The organism is Nonomuraea guangzhouensis (genome assembly GCF_019396345.1).
GTDB lineage: Bacteria > Actinomycetota > Actinomycetes > Streptosporangiales > Streptosporangiaceae > Nonomuraea > Nonomuraea guangzhouensis.
Genome location: NZ_JAHKRM010000005.1, coordinates 400,464 through 417,075, shown reverse-complemented (window position 1 = coordinate 417,075; position 16,612 = coordinate 400,464). Strand labels below are relative to the sequence as shown.

Here is a 16,612-nt window from a genome sequence, read left to right as displayed (position 1 = left end):
TGCACCGAGCCGATCCCAGCGCACGGTGTCGACGTACCGGCGCTGCTGTATGGCCGCAACGCCGTGCGCGATGCCGTAGCCGAGAGACTCGATGCGGCGCCGGCGGCGTGGTGACCCGAATGCTGGGCGTTGTAGCGTGGAAGGGAACCGTAGTCCAGAGCAAGCCTGTCGCGATTGCGAGGGAAGATCGGGGGCGGCATGCGACCGGGTTCTGCATCCGGATCTGACCGTTGGGAATCCGCCGCGGACAGTAGCCCTGTTCAGCCGGGAGATGCCCAGCGTGCCTCCCTTCCAGAGGCCGCCCCCCGAGTGCAGTTGGCATCGGTGGTGATGTTCGTCCGCGATTTGGACGTCAGCGTGGATTTCTACCGTGAGCTCCTGGGGATGGAGGTCACGGTCCGCAGTACCACTGCGGCCCTGCTGGTCAGCGCGGACAACCTCCAGGTTTACCTTCGCGCAATGGGTGGCGATGCCTCTCGCGCGCTGGGCACCGTCGGCATTCAGTACGTGATCTGGACTGCGGCTGACGAGCAGGATCTGCGGCGCTGTGAGCAGTTCCTCAAAGACGCAAAAGCCCATGTCCACACGCGGACTGGTGACGGCTTCACGCTGGTTGAGGGCAGTGATCCGAGCGGTGTGCCGGTGATGGTGGCCTATCCTGGCCCGGACTTGGCGGTGCGGCGTAAGATCATGAGGCGGATCTATGCGTGGTGAGGACATGCCTGTCCTTGCGTAGTCGCGCTGAGCGCCGAGCCGTCGGCCGATTCGGTCGACCGCTGGCCGTGTTCGGACTGGCGTCGGCCACGATCGCATCAGCCGCCACGGGACCGGCGGTGCAACTAGTTTCCGGCGAGAAGGCCGCTTAGGCGATCGTGGCGCCGTTGTTCGCCCCAGGGGCTGGGCAGCGGCCGGAGCATCTCACCGAACCAGACGCTGGCATTTTCGGCGGTTTCTGTCACGGAGGCCGGAGTCGCTGGCGGCGCCCGGATGAAGGATCCATGCGGCCGAGGATGTGAATTGCTGGACGAATCATAGACCGGACAGGGTCGTATGGCCGCTGAGCTGGGACATGTCGTACATGTGGCCGCGCCGGGTATTCATGAGGCGTTCGAGAACTTCAGCCGGGCCGTGGTCACCGACGGAGCGCTGGGCGAGAAGACCAAGCAACTGATCGCAGTGGCGGTCGCTCAACGTCATGCAGTACCCCTACTGCAACGATCGGCACACCCGTCTAGCCCGCCGCAGAGGGGTCAGTCCGGAGGAGATCATGGAGGCGATATGCGTGGCTGCGGAGATGCGCGTTGGCGGCGCCTACGCGCACGCCAACCTTGCCCTGCACGCGATGGGCGAAGCAGCTTCAGATCAGGACTGATGAGCGCCGCAAGCCTTGCCGGCGCGCGACGCGCGCGGATCAATTTTGTGAGGAGGTGGCACAGGTGAGCGACCATACCGAGCACGTGGGGGTGTCGTCGGATGTCACTGAGTTGCCGGTGACGGTCTCTGGGGCGATTGCCGAGGAGTGGGAGGCCGTCTGCCCCAGGCAGATCGCTCCGGAGCAATGGCAGCGGTTCGAAGGCTATATGAAGGAGATCTTCACCGCGATGGGCATGCCAGTCGGGTCATCGTCCACGGTGGACACACCACGCCGTTTCCTGCGCGCGATCTTCGATGCGACCAGCGGGTTCGAGGGCGATGAAAAGCTGGTCACCGCGTTTCCGACCGAATGCCACGGCGGCTCGGACTGTCGTATCAGTCAGGTGGTGGAGGGACCGATTCCGTTTTTCTCCCTGTGTGAGCACCACAGCCTGCCGTTCTTCGGCAGGGCCTACATCGGCTACATCGCGCATGAGCACATCCTGGGTCTTTCCAAGTTGACCAGGCTGGTGCGACTGTTCGCGCGCCGGTTCTCCGTGCAGGAGCGGATCGGCCAGCAACTCGCGAACGCACTGGAGCGCATCTTGGCCCCGCACGGTGTGGCGGTGCACTTGGAGGCGGTGCACCTGTGCACGCAGATGCGCGGCGTGCGGGAGATCGAATCCAGCACCCGCACCACCTACTGGCGCGGCAACTACGACGCCGATGCGCAGTTGCGCGCCGAGTTCATCGGGCTGTGCGGTCCCCGAGGTTGACCGGGTATGGCAACGCACAAAGCCGGACATCCCGCTGGCCAGGCACCGGTGGAGTTGCTGAACTTGCTGTATGAGCAGGCCGGGCTGCCGCCTGGAGGCCTGCCCTCGGCGCTCGCCACGGCCTACGGCGGGGATCTGGGATTCACCGAGCCGTGCGTGTACGCCAATTTCGTCGCCTCACTGGATGGAGTGGTCGCTCTCGGCCCGCAGTACCCTTCCTCCGGTTCGGCGATCAGCGGCGGCGCACCGGCGGACCGGTTCGTCATGGGGCTGCTGCGCGCCTTCGCCGATGTTGTGGTCATCGGTGCCGGAACCCTGCGGGCCAGCCTGGGCCATCGGTGGACGCCTGAGCACGTCTACCCGGCGGCCGCCGCCGACTTCGCGAATGTGCGAGGCAGCCGAGGGCGTACCGCCGGTCCTGAGCTGGCTGTGGTCACGGCCAGCGGGGACGTGCCGACCAGCCATCCTGGGCTCAAAGCCGGTGCGCTCATCCTCACCACAAAGGCCGGGGCCCGGCTGCTTGACGAGCGTCTCCCGGCAACCTGCACCGTCGTCGTTCTGGGCGACGGCCCGGTCCTGCGCATGGCGGATGTGCTGCGGACCATCCGTGATCGCGGGCACACCATGGTGCTGAGTGAGGGCGGCCCGCACCTTTTCGGGCACCTGGTCCGCGACCGCCTGGCCAATGAACTCTTCCTCACCCTTTCCCCGGTGATCGCCGGCCGCGCGGACACCTCGCGTCCCGGCCTGGTCACCGGGTTGGAGCTGCTCCCCAGTAGACGGGAGAGCGCCGAACTGGTCAGCGTCCGCCGGTGCGCGTCGTACCTGTTCCTCCGCTATCGGCTTCACCGCAGTGAGCAACTGGGGAGCAGACCGTGACGGCGGACAGCGGCAGCGCGCGCAGCCGCCGCGCTGTTGGCGATGAAAGCTACGACATCGTCCGGCTCGAGCGGATCGACGGGCCGGCGAGGCTCCCATACAGCGTTCGGCCGCCTAGAGCTCCAGGCCACGCACCGTGACGGTCGGCCCGCTCACGGGCGGTGCGGACTTCACGGGCACGGCCGCCGAGCATGTCGTGACGGAGGTGCCGACCTTCAGGCCCGAGGTGAGCGTGGGAGATGCCCGCGCGCGGATGCTGGGTCGCCACTTCGACTGCGCCTGCGACATCGTGGTGGTCGACGAGGATGGCAGGCTCCAGGGGCTGGTCAGCATCGAGCGGCTTCTCGCCGCCGACGGTGCTATCACCGTGGGCGAGCTCGCCGATCATGACCCGCCCACCGTGACCCCGGGCGTGGATCAGGAGATCGCCGCCTGGCAGGCCGTCCAGCACGCAGAAAGCAGCCTCGCGATGGTCGGCCCCGACGGGCACTTCCACGGGCTGATCCCCCCGCGCCGGCTGCTCCGTGTCCTGCTCGAGGAACACGATGAGGACATGGCCAGGCTCGGCGGCTACCTCCAGGGCTCCGCCACCGCCCGCACCGCCGCAGAAGAGCCAGTGCGTCGGCGATTCGCCCACCGGATTCCCTGGCTGCTGCTCGGACTTCTCGGCGCGATGCTGTCAGTCGGCATCGTAGGCTCGTTCGAGGAACAGCTGGCCGCCAACGTCACCCTCGCGTTCTTCCTGCCCGGCGTCGTCTACATGGCCGACGCGGTGGGCACGCAAACCGAAGCGGTCGTAGTACGGGGACTCTCCGTCGGAGTCTCCATCCGCCGCCTTGTTCGCGGAGAGGCCATCACCGGCCTCATCATCGGCGCCGCCATGGCCGTCGCCTTCCTTCCGTTCGCCCTCTTGTTTGGCGACGCCCAGGTTGCCCTCACCGCCTCCATCTCTCTCTTCGCCGCCTGCTCAGTAGCTTCGGTGCTCGCCATGGCTCTGCCGTGGCTGCTCAACCGGCTCGGCCAGGATCCGGCGTTCGCTCGGGACCGCTGGCCACGGTCGTACAGGACCTGGTGTCCATCGCGGTGTATCTGCTCACCTCGCTGATCATCGTCAGCTGACGTCTCCCACCTGGGCGGGGAAAAGAATCATCTTGGCCTTGCCCATCCGGCGGAACAGGCTGTGGTGGAGCCCCGAGAGGTAGCCGATGGTGATTCGCCTTGGATTTACCCGGTGATGTGACGGCTTGCATCGGGCTGCGTCTCAGGGGCACCCTGGAGGGTACGGGGACGTTCCAGGCTCGGTGAGCCGCGGGGGGTGACGTCGGATGGGTCCAGCAGGGACCGTTCGAGACCTGCCCAGCGCACTTCATGACCGCGGGCGGCTGGCGACGCGGCTGGCAGGTCGTCGCCCTGCGGTGTTCCTGGACTACGACGGGGTGCTGACGCCCATCGTCGACCGGCCTGAAGACGCCGTGATCTCGGACGGCATGCGCGAGACCGTGCGGCATCTCGCCGCCAGGTGCCCGGTGTGCGTTGTCAGCGGCCGGGACCGGACGGTCGTGCAGCGGTTGATGGGCATCGACGACCTGGTCGTGGCGGGCAGCCATGGGTTCGACATCTGGAGCCCAGGCGAGGGTGTGATCGCACACGATCCGGCGCCTGGATCGGCGGGTCTGATCGCCGCGGTTGCCGAACGGCTGTGGGCCGAGACGGGGTCGCTCGATGGTGTGATCGTGGAGCCGAAGCGGGCGTCGGTCGCTGTGCACTACCGGCTCGCGGCCGCGGAGGACCGTGACCGGGTCGTCGCCGTGGTGCGGTCGCTGCAGGCCCGACAGCCCGACGAAATCAAGATCATGCCGGGCAAGATGGTGTATGAGATCCAGCCGAAGGTCGACTGGGACAAGGGCAGGGCCGTGCTCTACCTGCTGGAGGTGTTCAACCTCGGCGCGGAGATCTTCGTCCCGCTGTACCTGGGCGATGACGTCACCGACGAAGACGCCTTCCGCGTGCTGCGTGGTCGCGGAATCGGCATCATCGTCGGCCATCCTGATGACACTGAGGTGGCGGGCCGGCCGACGGAGGCGGAGTTCGCGCTGGCCTCGCCGGAGGAGGTGGAGCGCTTCCTGACCACTTTGGGGTATTGACCGCGCTGTGACCGTGCTGGACGCGCTCGGGGGGCGCCATGCAAGGTTTCGATCTCACCTACGACGGCTTCGACCCGGCGTCCGAGACGCTGCGGGAGGCGCTGACGTCGACGGGCAACGGCTACTTCTGCACGCGCGGCACCGCCGAGTGGGAGGACATGGGCTCGGTCCACTATCCGGGCACCTACGCTCACGGCGGCTATAACCGGGAGACCACGATCTTCGATGGCTACCCGGTGCTGAACGAGGACCTGGTCAACCTGCCCAACTGGCTGGTGCTGAAGCTCAGGATCGAGGGCGAGGCCGCCGTCAGGTTCGGCAGCGTGGAGTTGCTCGACTACCAGCACACCTACGACATCCGGTTCGCGCTGGTCCGGCGCGATCTGCGCTTCCGTGACCACGCGGGCCGCGTGACGACTCTGACCAGCCGCCGGTTCGTGAGCATGGCCTACAGTCACCAGGCAGGGATCGAGTGGACGCTGGTCCCGGAGAACTGGTCTGGGCGCGTCGAGGTCGTGACCGCGCTCGACGGCCGGATGACCAATCATATGGTCGCCCGCTACCGCGAGTTGGAGGGGCGCCACCTCGACCCCGTGTCGCCGCGCACGTTCGGGCCCGAGATCATCGCGCTCAAGGTACAGACGCGTCAGTCGAACATCTACGTCGCCGAAGCCGCGCGAACGCAGGTGTTTCTGGGCGAGCGGCTTCAACTTAACGGCCCCGTTGGCGTGGAGCGGAGCCTGCACCAGATGGAGGACTACATCCAGCAGGTGCTCGCCTTCGACGTGGAGCAGGGCAAGCCGGCCCGCGTGGAGAAGATGGTCGCGCTGTTCACCTCCCGCGACAACGCGATCACTGAGCCGCTGACCGCCGCTGGGCGGCACGTGCTGCGATACCCGCGCTTCGACGACGCGTTGGACGAACATCAGTCGGCGTGGACCGAACTGTGGGACAGCTGCGACATCCAGTTGCCCCGCGAACCCCGCGCCCAGTTGCTGCTGCGCCTGCACATCGCCCACGTGCTGCAGGTGTGCTCCCGCCACACCGCCCGGCACGACGCCGGCGTGCCGGCCCGCGGCCTCAACGGGGAGGCCTACCGCGGGCATGTTTTCTGGGACGAGTTGTACGTCTACCCGTACCTCAACCTGCGTCTGCCGGAGATCACGCGGGCGCTGCTGCTGTATCGCTACCGGCGGCTGGCCGAGGCGCGGGCCGCCGCTTGCGAGGCGGGCTACCGGGGAGCCATGTTCCCCTGGCAGAGCGGCAGCGACGGTACCGAGGAGACCCAGCAGGTTCATCTCAACCCGCTGTCCGGCCAGTGGGACCCCGACCTCAGCCACAACCAGCGCCACGTCAGCGCGGCGATCTTCTACAACGTATGGCGGTACTACCAGGCAACCGACGATTTGGAGTTTCTGCGTGACTACGGCGCCGAGCTGATGCTGGAGATCACGCGGTTTTGGGCGTCGATCGCGCACTTCAACCTCGGCAGGCAGCGGTATGAGATCCACGGGGTGATGGGCCCCGACGAGTTCCACGAGGGCTATCCCGGCGCCGAGCAGGCGGGGCTGCGCAACAACGCCTACACCAACGCGATGGCGGCCTGGATCTCCGCGACCATGCCGCAGGTGCTCGATCTGCTCCCTGCCAGCCGGTCCGCCATGCTGCGCAGATACCTGCACGTGACCGATGAGGAGCTACGCGTCTGGGAGGACATGAGCCGCCGGATGTACATCCCCTTCCACGATGGCGTCATCAGCCAGTTCGAGGGCTACGCCGATCTGGACGAGCTCGACTGGGACCATTACCGGGCCACCTATCCCAACATCCAGCGCATGGACCGCATCCTCAAGGCCGAGGGCAAGGACCCCAACAGCTTCAAGGTGGCCAAGCAGGCCGACGCGGTGATGCTGTTCTTCCTGTTCGATCACGACGAGCTACGGGCGGTCTTCGAGCGACTCGGATACGGCTACGACCGGGATCTGGCGCGGCGCACCATTGAGTACTACGACCGCCGCACCTCCCACGGCTCGACGCTCAGCTTCGTCACCTTCGCCGGCGTGCTGGCCGGCCTTGACCCGGCAAGCTCCTGGGACCGGTTTTTGGTGGCGCTGGAAAGCGACGTCAGCGACGTGCAGGGCGGCACCACCAAGGAAGGCATCCACATGGGCGTCATGTCCGGCACGTTGGACCTGCTGCAGCGCAGTTTCATGGGCAGCAGCATCGGCGACGACGGCGTGCTGCGCCTGCAGCCGCGCCTGCTCGACCGGCTCGACGGCGTGGCGCTGTGCATGCGCTTTCGTGGCACCTCGCTGCGGGTGAGTGTCAAGGGCGGGGAGCTCATCGTGTTCGCCCAGGCCGAAGGGTTCCGCTGGCCCTTGCGCGTCGGTGTCGGCCCCGACATCCACGAACTGAGCCCAGGCGGCACGTGCGTGTTCAAGCTGCCCGCCGAGGCGTCCTCCCCGCCTCCACGTGACGCGGGCGACAGGAGGTGAGCCCGCCATGGCGACCGGCGGATTCGACGGCGCGATCTTCGACGTGGACGGCGTCCTCGTCGACTCACCGCACGAGCGCGCCTGGAAGGACGCGCTGCGCGAGCTCATGGAGGGCGACTGGGCCGACATTCGCGAGCACACCACCTGGTCGGAGGATGCCTTCACCCCGCAGGTCTACCAGCGCGTCATCTCCGGCAAACCGCGCACGGCCGGGGCGCTCGCGGCCCTCGAACACTTTCAATTCCCCGACCCCCAAGCCCGGACGCAGACCTACGCCGCCCGCAAGCAGGCGTTCATCGTCCGGCTCATCGAGGCCAGACAGTTCACGGCCTATCCCGACGCGCTGCGGTTCGTCATGGCCGTCCGCGACCTTGGCATCCCGGCGGCAGCGGCCTCGTCGTCGAAGAACGCCGACCGCTTCCTCAAGCACATCCACCTCGACACCTTCGCCCAACAGGAAGGCCTGACCTACGACTTCGTCCACCCCGGGCTGACCCTGCTCGACTTCTTCGACGCCGACCTGTCCGGGCGCGACCTGGCGCGGGGCAAACCGGACCCGGAGATCTTCCTGACCGCGGCGGCCGAGCTCAAAGCCGCACCCGAGCGCTGCTTCGTCGTCGAGGACGCGGTCAGCGGGATCCGGGCCGCCAAAGCCGGCAAGATGGCCGCGCTGGGCGTCGCTCGCGCCGATGACCAGCAGTTGCTGACCGCCGCGCACGCCGACCTGGTGGTCACCACCCTGGACGAGGTCGACGTGCGCGGCCTCGCCTCCCACCAGCTGAGGACGACACGGTAGAAACAGGTCGTGTACGACCGGCAGCCCGCCACAGGTGCCGGTCACCGCAGGCACGTCGATGCGGAACGACTGGACCGCATCGACCGCAGAGCTGTGCTGAGCGAACTCGCAGCCGCTACAGCGCACACCGGCATGGCTACGTCCTGGTCCGACCAAGCATCCGACCCCGATCGGTCGGCTGCTCCACATTTCTACCTCAGCTCGGCGGCTCTTTGCGGGCGAAATCAGAAAGAAGTGCGTTCGTTTGATTGGCTCGGTGTATCAGCGACGGAAGGCGGTTTTCGATTTTCGCCTTAATCTGCTTGCGAGTGTCCCACGAGCGGTCGACGTGCGCGATGAGCTGTCCGATTCCCATGTTCGCCAGCGGCGGTGAATCTATCTTCAAGTCCTCGAGGAGGCCGACCACCTTCGATGCGTACGGAAGTGCCGAGAAGGCGGTGCCTTGCAACGCCGCAAAGATCAGGAAGTGAAGCCGCATGCCGACCGCGAATTCAAACCGTCTCATCAGATCGAGAACCTGGCCCGGCGAGTACCTGCGCCTCAGAATCTCGGCGCTCTCCGCGTTCTGCATGTGGGCGACCACAGCATGGCTGTGCTGGACGTCGGTCTTCTCCATCGGGACGAACACGACTTCGGCGTCGTAGCGTTCGACGACATAGTCGGCCGCGTTGGCGAGCAGCGCATAGTAATCTTCGGGATCGATGTCCGGTGCGGCCGGACCTGGCTCCCGCACGGAGAAGCCGACCAGGTTGCGCTCCTGTTGGACGCCTTCGGCTACGAGGGCGTCGATCGGCATCTCTTCCGGCTCCAGCAGGAAGGCGGGGTCGGCGGTAAGGTGGATCTCGTTCTGGACGCCGACGTCCTCCAGCAGTCGGTAGCCCAATCGATCGCGCACGGTGATGACGGCGCAATGGTTAAGCGCATCCCGAACGGCCTGCATGGCGGATGGAGTCCTGAGCGGCCCAGCGCTGACCGCATAGATGAAGACCGGGACGCCGAGTTCATGGGCGAGAAAGACTTCACGGAGATATGCCTCGGCGCCCCCGTCGTAAAGAATGCCGCCACCGCCGAGGATCAGGAGATCCAACTCCTTGACCACTTGTCTGGCCTCCTTCTTTGGCAGCAGTCGGGCGGAAATCGCATGCTCGACGCGATGCCGGGCAAGAGTGTCCGACGGATTGTGAGAGAAGACGGTGATTTCGGCGACGAGGCTCGCGCGCAGTTGAGCGAGAATGGCCTGCAGGATCGCCTCGTCCCCCAGGTTCATTCCGCCATAGGATCCAGAGATCCCGATTCGCAAGGGCTGAGTGTCGATGTTCATCGTGGCTGCTCACAAAGGAATAATCGAGGGCCAGGTCAGCTGAATACCTTGTTGGCGTAGCAGGGTTTGATATTCGTCGAGCAGGCCTTCCCGCTCGCGAACCTGTCGTGGAGTGGTCTTCCGCTCGAGGCAGAAAGCCAGCAAAACTCCCGCAGACTCTCCCACATTCCATTCAACGGGGTGTACGCGAAACGCTCCGTTGGTGATGTGGGTGGTGCCCAGATTCTTCCCGCCGGGCAACACGTTTTCCACCCGCACGGGGATCATCGCCCCGAGTGGGATCTGGAACGGCCAGCAACCCATATCGCGATAGAGAGTCCCGCTCGTGCTCGGGTGGAGGTCGATCCGGTAGGAGCCGATGCCGACGGAGTCGGTGAAGAGTTCAGGCCCATCGGGTCGCAGAGGATGAGCGATGTGCTGCTCCAGCACGGTGAACTCGGCCTTCAGCCGCCTGCTCTCCCGTATGTATGGCGCTGGTGCCAGTCCGTCGGCGGTTCCTCCGACGACGTCACCGCGAAGTTTCAGTCCGGGATAGCCCACATCACCGTCCGGGCGGGGAGCCTCTGTCTGCAGCCAGTAGAGAAGACTGAGGCTGAGTTGCCGCGCAGCTTCAATGTTGCGCGCCTGTTCCGCCTCGTCAACGCCGACGACGGGGCCGAACCAATAATCGTTTTGCGGCCAGTTCACCACGGTGATATCGCTGCGCGCGAAATCACCCACGAAATTGTTCCGATCCATGATGCGGCGGAATCGCCACCATGGATGATCGTCATCGGCTTCGAACAATGATCGCGTCAACGGCTCATTGGTCTCCGGCCGCATGGTCGTCCAGCTGAGCAACCGGCCAGGCCACCCGGGCGGGTGGAAGTCACGCCAGAGTTCGTACTGCAGTGGCTTGTCGACCGTATGGTCCTCACCAGGGAGGTGCTCCATGGCGAAGCAGACGGTAATCGCCTGCTGGTCTCGCGGATCCGCCTGCTCTGCCGCGTGTGGCTCACCGGTCTCGGCACGCGACTCCGCTCCGATTACGTGCTCGACCCCGGCCAGCTCGAGCAGGTCGCCGTAGGGCGTTGCGTCGATGAAGAACGGCGCCTCGATCAGGACGTCCCGTCCCGACTCGATACTCCGCACCACCACACCGACTATTCGGTCTCCGTGACTCCATGCCGCGACCGGCCGGTGAGGGTGTAGCACGAATAGCCGCCCAGCCAACTGGTGCGGTATGACCATCTGGTGAAGTACCGCGACAGCGATGCGTGGATCATGGCAGAGCTTGCTCACCCAACCATTACCCGGGTTGAACGCCCTATCGGCGCGGACTTCGGGCTTGAGCGGCAGAAAAGCTCGATAGTAGTCACGAATGCCGGTTCGCAATGCTCGATAGCTGGCAGTGGCGCCGAAATCCTCGATCCACGGATGTTCATCAGGTGGAACAGCCTGATTCGTCAACTGCCCCCCGATCCAGCTGGTCTCCTCAGTGAGTATTGCCCGGTGTCCAAGGCGTGTGACTGCCAATGCCGCAGCACAGGCACCAAGGCCACCTCCGATGATGGCCACCTCTGTGCGTAGAACCTCCACCATCTCAACGGTACTTCGTAATCTGTCGGCCATGTCAAGAAGCGGAAGCTGTATCGGTGATGACCGGGTAAAATTTCCCAGATGCGCGTAATCTATAGCTCCGCGAACGGGTCCCTCCAGTGGGCTGCCTTTCGTCCAGCCGGTAAATTGACCCTTCTTAGGCACTCACTCAGTTTGATTTTATGTGCGCCACGAACGCGGGGAAAAAGGGAGCGGCACCAATGCCGATTGCGCTGGGACTGGCGATAAGGCACTGGAGCATGGGGCGGACGGGGCGGTGGCGAGAGCTTCATGTTTACCTGACGTCGTGCGAGGCGGGCGGCTGGGATGATCGGCTGCTCTTTCGCTCGCGGAGCCAGGGAATCAGCCCACCGGCCAGCAGCATCGCGATCTGCCGGTCGGACAGTCGGTGCCGGGTGGAGTACTGCTGGTCTCGGCTGGTGTTGCGCACCGTGATCTCGGTGCCGCCGGAGGCGATCGCGTGCCTGAGCCCGTCCAGCACGAGAACGTCGCCCTGCTCGATGCGGTGGTAGTCGTCGGGGTCGGTGAACTCCAACGCGAGCACGCCGAAGTTGGCCAGGTTCTGCCAGTGGATGCGCGCGAAGGACACCGCCAGCACCATGCGCAGGCCGAGATAGCGGGGGGCGATGACGGCGTGTTCGCGCGAGGAGCCCTGTCCGTAGTTGGCGCCGCCGACCACGATGTGCCCGCTGCCGCGACAGGCGTGTGCCCGGCCGACGTAGTCCTCATCGATCTGTGCGAAGGTGAACTCGGCCAGCTTGGGGATGTTGCTGCGGTAGGGCAACACCCGCGCTCCGGCGGGCAGGATCTCATCGGTGGACACATCATCGCCGACCTTGAGCGCGACCGGCGCCTCGATGCGGTCGGGCAGCGGCGGGAAGCCGGGCAGCGAGGAGATGTTCGCGCCCTTGACCAGTTCAGCCTGATCGGCGCGCGCCAAGGGCGGCGGTTCGAGCATGGCGGTGTTCACGCTGGACTCGGCGGGCAACTCCAGGTGCGGATAGTCGATGCCGAGCCGGTGCGGCAAGTCGCGAGGGTCGGTGATCTGGCCGGTGAGAGCAGCCGCGGCGGCGGTCTCGGGGGAGCAGAGAAAGACCGAGTCCTCACGGGTTCCGGACCGGCCGGGGAAATTGCGGGGGACGGTGCGCAGGCTGTTACGCCCGTTGGCCGGCGCCTGACCCATGCCGATGCAGCCCATGCAGCCGGACTGGTGCAGCCGCGCACCGGCCGAGATCAGCGTGAACGTGGCACCCATCTTCGTGAGGTCCTGCAAAATCTGCCGCGAGCTCGGGTTGATGTCCAACGACACCCTCGGATGCGCCTGCCGCCCAGAAACGATGGCAGCGACGACGGCGAAATCGCGTAGCCCTGGGTTGGCTGACGAGCCGACCACCACCTGGTCCACCTGCCGACCGGCTACCTCGCGCACCGTGACCACGTTCCCCGGTGAGCTGGGCAGCGCGATCAGCGGCTCCAGACTCGACAGGTCGATCTCGTCGGTGACGTCGTAGGAGGCATCCGCATCGGCGAGCAGTTCGACGAAGTCGTGCTCGCGCCGCTCTGCCCGCAGGAAATCCCGGACCTGATCGTCGGCCGGGAACACCGTGGTGGTCGCGCCGAGTTCGGCCCCCATGTTCGCGATCACATGCCGGTCCATGGCCGTCAGATGCGCCAGCCCAGGACCGTGGTATTCGATGATCCGGTTCACGCCGCCTTTGACGCCGTGCCGCCGCAGCATTTCGAGGATGACGTCCTTGGCGCTCACCCAGGCCGGCAGTTCGCCGGTCAGCCGTACCCCCCAGATCTCGGGCATCCGCAGGTACACCGGTTCACCGGCGATCGCCATCGCTACCTCGAGGCCGCCCAGGCCGATCGCGAGCATCCCCAGCGAGCCCGCGGTCGGCGTGTGGCTGTCGGAGCCGGCCAGCGTCTTGCCGGGGATGCCGAAGCGCTGCATGTGGGTCGGGTGGGAGACACCGTTGCCCGGCTTGGAGTACCACAGCCCGAATCGATGGCAAGCCGAGCGCAGAAAGGTGTGGTCTTCGGCGTTCTTGCTGTCGGTCTGCAACAGGTTGTGGTCGACGTACTGTACCGACACCTCGGTGTGGGCCCGGTCCAGGTCGAGTGCTTCCAGTTCGAGCATCACCAGGGTGCCGGTCGCGTCTTGGGTGAGGGTCTGGTCGATCCGCAGGGCGATCTCCTGCCCGGCGGTCATGTCGCCGGACAGGAGGTGGGTGGCGATAAGTTTCTGCGCGACGTTGTGCCCCATGCTGCGCCTCCCGGCTTACCTCAAGAGTTTGTCGCCACCCGGGCGTTACTCCCGCCACGATGGCTTTCCGCCTGCTGTCGGCCGTCGGCGGGACGGAGGTCCAGAGCCTGCGCCTGCGCGTAGCGGCCTCTTCGATTACGAGTTTCCTTGTCGATTGCCGTGGTCAGTGCTGGAGCAGTTCGGCGAGCACGGCTGCCTCGCTGATCTCGGGCTGTTTGGTCGCGGTGAGGAGCGTCAGCATGCCGTCTTGGGCGAGCTTGCGCAGGTGCGTCACCGCGTCCGCCCGTTCGGGGGCTTGGAGTTCGCTGCGGTAGCGGCGGCCGAACTCGGCGAAGAGTTCGGGGTCGTGGTGATACCAGGTGCGCAGCTCTGTTGAGGGGGCGACCTGTTTGCACCATTCGTCGAGGCCGGCCTTGGCTTTGGTCAGCCCTCGCGGCCAGATCCGGTCGACCAGCACCCTGGTGCCGTCACCTGCCGCCGGTTCTTCATAGACCCGACGTACCTGAATCCTGCCCTTGCCCTTGTCCTTGCCTTCCATGGCTGGCCTCCTCACGATCGCACGAGTCCACGATCTGCTCGCGGGTGTCTACGGTTCGACGCCTTGACCCGCCGTTGTTCAGGGCGAAGCGCCGACCAGCGAGCCCAGCGGTGTCCTGGGATCGCCCAGCGCGCTGGTGTCCACCCGCCTGCCCGCGCGCACGAGATCCTGGATGGCGTCGTTGACGTCCCAGATGTTGACGTTCATACCGGCCAGCACCCGTCCGTCGCGCAGCCAGAACACGATGAACTGGCGCGTCTTGACGTCACCGCGGAAGATCACCTCGTCATATCCGTCAGGTTCGACGTAGCCGGAATACTCCATTCCGAGGTCGTATTGGTCGGTGAAGAAGTACGGCAGCCGCTCGTAGCGGACGTCCTGGCCGAGCATGGTCTTGGCCGCGACCTGCGGTTGGTGCAGCGCGTTGGCCCAGTGCTCGACGCGGATGTGCTTGCCCAGCAGAGGGTGGAAGGCGTTGGCCACGTCGCCGGCGGCGTAGATGTCCAGGTCGGAGGTGCGTAGTCGCGCGGTGACCCGGACGCCGTTGTCCACCTCCAGCCCCGCGGAGAGAGCGAGCCCGGTGTTGGGGGTGATGCCGATTCCGACGATGACGGCGTCGGCGTCGATCTGGCTGCCGTCGGCCAGCCGCACGCCGATAGCCTGGCCGCCACGGCCGAAGATCTCGGCTACCCGCACGCCGCAGCGCAGATCGACCCCGTGCTCGCGGTGTAGCCCGGCGAAGACCTCGGCGACCTCGCGGCCGAGCACCCGCAGCAGCGGCAACTCCGCGCTCTCCAGGACGGTCACCTCGGCTCCGGCGGCGCGGGCGGCGGCCGCGGTCTCCAGCCCGATCCAGCCGGCGCCAATGATCGCGACCCGGGACGCGGTTGGGAAGACCGCCTTGAGCCGGTCGCTGTCTTCGACCCGGCGCAGGTAGAGCACACCATCCAGGTCGGCGCCCGGAATCGGTAGCCGCCGCGGGGAGGAGCCGGTGGCCAGCAGCAGCTTGGCGTAGCCGATCCGGCTGCCGTCGGACAGGCTCACCTCGTGCCCGGCGGGGTCGATGCCGGTGACCGCCGTACCGAGGAGCAGATCGACGTCGTGCTCGCCGTACCACGGTTGCGGGTGGACGTAGATCTCCTCCCGCTTGGTTCTGCCCAGCAGGTAGCCCTTCGACAGCGGCGGCCGCTCGTAGGGGCGTTCGCTCTCCTCACCGACGAGCACGATCCGTCCCTGGAAGCCCTCCTCGCGCAGGGTCTGGGCGGCCTTGGCCCCCGCCAGACCTGCTCCGGCGATCAGGTACGTCATGTCAACGGCCATGTCCAGCACCTCTGTCGGTTGCTCGTAGGGTGGTGGCCAGTTGCTCGCGCAGCCGGTCCCAGCTCGCCTCGAACGCGGCCACACCATCGTCTTCGAGCCTTTGCACGACGTCGTCGTAGTCGATGCCCAGCCGTTGCAGCCGCTGGAGTACCTGCTGGGCGTGCTGGTAGTGCTCGCGTACCGAGTCGGGCGGCACCTGGCCGTGGTCGGCGACCGCGCGCAAGGTGGCCTCGGGCATGGTGTTGACCACACCGGGCGCGACCAGATCGACCACGTAGCGCGTGTCGGAGTAGGCCGGGTCCTTGGTCGAGGTCGACGCCCACAGCGGACGCTGCGGACGCGCGCCCGCAGCCTCCAACGCCGTCCAGCGTGGCAAGGCGAGCACCTGCTCGTAGCGTTGATAGGCGAGCCGGGCGTTGGCCAGGGCGGCCTGGCCGCGCAGTCCGGCGGCCTCGGCGGTCCCGATCTTGTCCAATCGCGCGTCGACCTCGGTGTCGAGCCGGGAGACGAAGAATGAGGCCACCGAGGCGAGCGCTGACACATCCCGTCCGGCCTGCAGGGCGGCTTCCATCCCGTCGAGGAAGGCGTTCATCACCGCTTCGTAACGGGACAGAGAGAAGATCAGCGTGACGTTGACGCTGATTCCGTCGGCCAGGCACGCGGCAATCGCCGGCAGCCCCTGACGGGCGGCCGGGATCTTGATGAACAGGTTAGGACGGTCCACCAGCCACCACAGTGCCCGTGCCTCAGCGATCGTCGCCTCGGTGTTGTGGGCGAGCTGGGGGTCGACCTCGATCGACACCCGGCCGTCCACCCCGTCGCTAGCGTCATAGACCGGCCGCAGGACATCGCAGGCGGCACGGACGTCGAACGTGGTCAGCGCCCGCAGGGCCTCCGCGGCCTCGACGCCACGCGCCGCCAGGTCGCTCATCTGTGCGTTGTAGGCATCACCGCCGGATATGGCTTTCGCGAAGATGGTGGGATTGGTGGTGACCCCCACCACGTGGTCCCGCGCGACCAGGTCGGCCAGACTGCCTGAAACCAGCCGTTCCCGGCTCAGGTCGTCCAGCCAGATCGACACCCCCCGGGCAGTAAGTTCGGCAAGTGAATCGGCCATGGCAT

15 protein-coding genes are annotated in these 16,612 nt (G+C 66.3%); 8 read left to right on the top strand and 7 right to left on the bottom strand.

Going from position 1 to position 16,612, the window contains the following annotated elements; all coding sequences use genetic code 11:
- The first annotated feature begins 324 nt into the window (after nucleotides 1–324).
- Entirely contained in the window at nucleotides 325–714 is a 390-nt protein-coding gene (locus KME78_RS12655; RefSeq protein WP_219529016.1) for a VOC family protein, read from the top strand.
- A gap of 315 nt (nucleotides 715–1,029) precedes the next feature.
- Here KME78_RS12655 and KME78_RS12650 read toward each other — a convergent pair whose 3' ends face one another.
- A complete protein-coding gene (locus tag KME78_RS12650) occupies nucleotides 1,030–1,197 on the bottom strand; it encodes a hypothetical protein (RefSeq protein WP_219529015.1) in 168 nt (55 codons plus the stop codon).
- Here KME78_RS12650 and KME78_RS67910 point away from each other — a divergent pair.
- From KME78_RS67910 to KME78_RS12615, 7 genes are all read left to right on the top strand, one after another.
- Nucleotides 1,196–1,372, top strand: coding sequence for a carboxymuconolactone decarboxylase family protein (locus tag KME78_RS67910; RefSeq protein ID WP_219529014.1), 177 nt, complete (start codon nucleotides 1,196–1,198; stop codon nucleotides 1,370–1,372). The two genes, KME78_RS12650 and KME78_RS67910, sit on opposite strands and share 2 nt — an antisense overlap.
- Nucleotides 1,373–1,436: 64 nt before the next feature.
- The gene (folE, locus tag KME78_RS12640) at nucleotides 1,437–2,129 is read left to right on the top strand and encodes a GTP cyclohydrolase I (protein WP_219529013.1); all 693 of its coding nucleotides are present in this window, start codon (nucleotides 1,437–1,439) and stop codon (nucleotides 2,127–2,129) included.
- A 6-nt stretch (nucleotides 2,130–2,135) separates the two neighbouring features.
- Complete coding sequence (locus tag KME78_RS12635) at nucleotides 2,136–3,008, top strand: dihydrofolate reductase family protein (protein WP_219529012.1); 873 nt, start codon at nucleotides 2,136–2,138, stop codon at nucleotides 3,006–3,008.
- Between the two features lie 136 nt (nucleotides 3,009–3,144).
- Entirely contained in the window at nucleotides 3,145–4,113 is a 969-nt protein-coding gene (locus KME78_RS67125; protein ID WP_219529011.1) for a magnesium transporter, read from the top strand.
- A 220-nt stretch (nucleotides 4,114–4,333) separates the two neighbouring features.
- Nucleotides 4,334–5,152, top strand: a complete 819-nt coding sequence (otsB, locus tag KME78_RS12625; RefSeq protein WP_219529010.1) for a trehalose-phosphatase — start codon at nucleotides 4,334–4,336, stop codon at nucleotides 5,150–5,152.
- A 38-nt stretch (nucleotides 5,153–5,190) separates the two neighbouring features.
- Nucleotides 5,191–7,647, top strand: coding sequence for a glycoside hydrolase family 65 protein (locus KME78_RS12620; protein WP_219529009.1), 2,457 nt, complete (start codon nucleotides 5,191–5,193; stop codon nucleotides 7,645–7,647).
- A 7-nt stretch (nucleotides 7,648–7,654) separates the two neighbouring features.
- Nucleotides 7,655–8,443, top strand: a complete 789-nt coding sequence (locus KME78_RS12615; protein WP_219529008.1) for an HAD family hydrolase — start codon at nucleotides 7,655–7,657, stop codon at nucleotides 8,441–8,443.
- Nucleotides 8,444–8,639: 196 nt separating this feature from the next.
- Here the strand turns inward: KME78_RS12615 and KME78_RS12610 are convergent, their stop codons facing one another.
- The 6 genes from KME78_RS12610 to tal all read right to left on the bottom strand — a co-directional run bounded on the left by KME78_RS12610 (nucleotide 8,640) and on the right by tal (nucleotide 16,607).
- Nucleotides 8,640–9,764, bottom strand: a complete 1,125-nt coding sequence (locus tag KME78_RS12610) for a polysaccharide pyruvyl transferase family protein (protein ID WP_219529007.1) — start codon at nucleotides 9,762–9,764, stop codon at nucleotides 8,640–8,642.
- A gap of 9 nt (nucleotides 9,765–9,773) precedes the next feature.
- The gene (locus KME78_RS12605; RefSeq protein ID WP_246650936.1) at nucleotides 9,774–11,375 is read right to left on the bottom strand and encodes an FAD-dependent oxidoreductase; all 1,602 of its coding nucleotides are present in this window, start codon (nucleotides 11,373–11,375) and stop codon (nucleotides 9,774–9,776) included.
- A 262-nt stretch (nucleotides 11,376–11,637) separates the two neighbouring features.
- Complete coding sequence (locus KME78_RS12600; RefSeq protein ID WP_219529006.1) at nucleotides 11,638–13,632, bottom strand: aconitate hydratase; 1,995 nt, start codon at nucleotides 13,630–13,632, stop codon at nucleotides 11,638–11,640.
- A 163-nt stretch (nucleotides 13,633–13,795) separates the two neighbouring features.
- Nucleotides 13,796–14,170: a DUF488 domain-containing protein gene (locus KME78_RS12595; protein WP_219529005.1), complete on the bottom strand. Its 375-nt coding sequence runs from the start codon at nucleotides 14,168–14,170 to the stop codon at nucleotides 13,796–13,798.
- 78 nt (nucleotides 14,171–14,248) lie between these two features.
- Entirely contained in the window at nucleotides 14,249–15,490 is a 1,242-nt protein-coding gene (locus tag KME78_RS12590) for an NAD(P)/FAD-dependent oxidoreductase (protein WP_246650935.1), read from the bottom strand.
- Entirely contained in the window at nucleotides 15,480–16,607 is a 1,128-nt protein-coding gene (gene tal, locus KME78_RS12585) for a transaldolase (protein WP_219529004.1), read from the bottom strand. Before tal ends, KME78_RS12590 begins: the two co-directional genes overlap by 11 nt.
- Nucleotides 16,608–16,612 lie beyond the last annotated feature (5 nt).